Annotated in this window: 1 protein-coding gene; it reads right to left on the bottom strand. The window is 58.1% G+C overall.

Going from position 1 to position 874, the window contains the following annotated elements; genetic code table 11:
• Positions 1–15: 15 nt before the first annotated feature.
• Complete coding sequence (locus tag FSO04_RS45880; protein WP_154568023.1) at positions 16–828, bottom strand: IS5 family transposase; 813 nt, start codon at positions 826–828, stop codon at positions 16–18.
• Between the last annotated feature and the right edge of the window lie 46 nt (positions 829–874).

Here is an 874-nt window from a genome sequence, read left to right as displayed (position 1 = left end):
TGCGACTAGAGCGTGTTAGGCACTTTGAAGTACCGGCACTGCGTGAACGAGCATGAGCATCGCGAAGACCACGAAATGCAACCCGGCAAGTGTTTCGGGTAGCCTTTCATAATCACGCGCGAGGCGGCGGAATCGGTTAAGCCAGCCAAAGCTGCGCTCGACCACCCACCGCCGGGGCAGCAGGACAAAGCCCTTTTTGGCTTCCTGCAGTTTGATCACCTGCAGTTCAATGCCTTCATCACGTGCAGCCTGTGCTGCGTCTTCGCCGGTGTATCCCTGATCCGCAAAAGCCACTTTGACTGTTTGTCCTGTTACCTGCTGAACCTGACGCGCAAGTTCTGTTACCTGTGCGCGCTCCTGTTCATTGGCCGGTGTCACATGCACTGCCAGCAACTGTCCCAGGGTGTCTACCGCAATATGGACTTTGCTGCCGCGTTTGCGCTTATAACCGTCATAGCCCGCGCGTGGACCACTCTCGCAGGTTGACTGCAATGTGCGGCCATCCAGGATGACGGCGCTGGGTTGTCCCTGCCGTCCCTGCGCCACGCGTATTATCGAGCGCAGGTCGCAGACCATGTGCTCAAAACAGCCTGCCTGTAACCAGCGTTGGGTCTGCTGGTACACCAACTCCCACGGCGGGAAGTCATTGGGTAGCATCCGCCAGGGCGCGCCGGCCCGAGCCATCCAGCGTAACGCATCGAACATGTCGCGTAGCTCATATTTGCGCTGCGGCGCGCTGACGTCCATCAGTGTCAGATACGGTGCCGCGAAGCTCCATTCTTCGTCCGACACATCACTCGGATACCCTTTGCGGTCTGCTTTTCTCATGCCGCTAGGATACCAGGTCTGACACGAAGTGCCTAACACGCTCTAA

The organism is Paraburkholderia madseniana, from assembly GCF_009690905.1.
Lineage (GTDB): Bacteria > Pseudomonadota > Gammaproteobacteria > Burkholderiales > Burkholderiaceae > Paraburkholderia > Paraburkholderia madseniana.
Note: the sequence above shows the minus strand (reverse complement) of the source record. Positions and strands in the feature narration are given on the sequence as shown.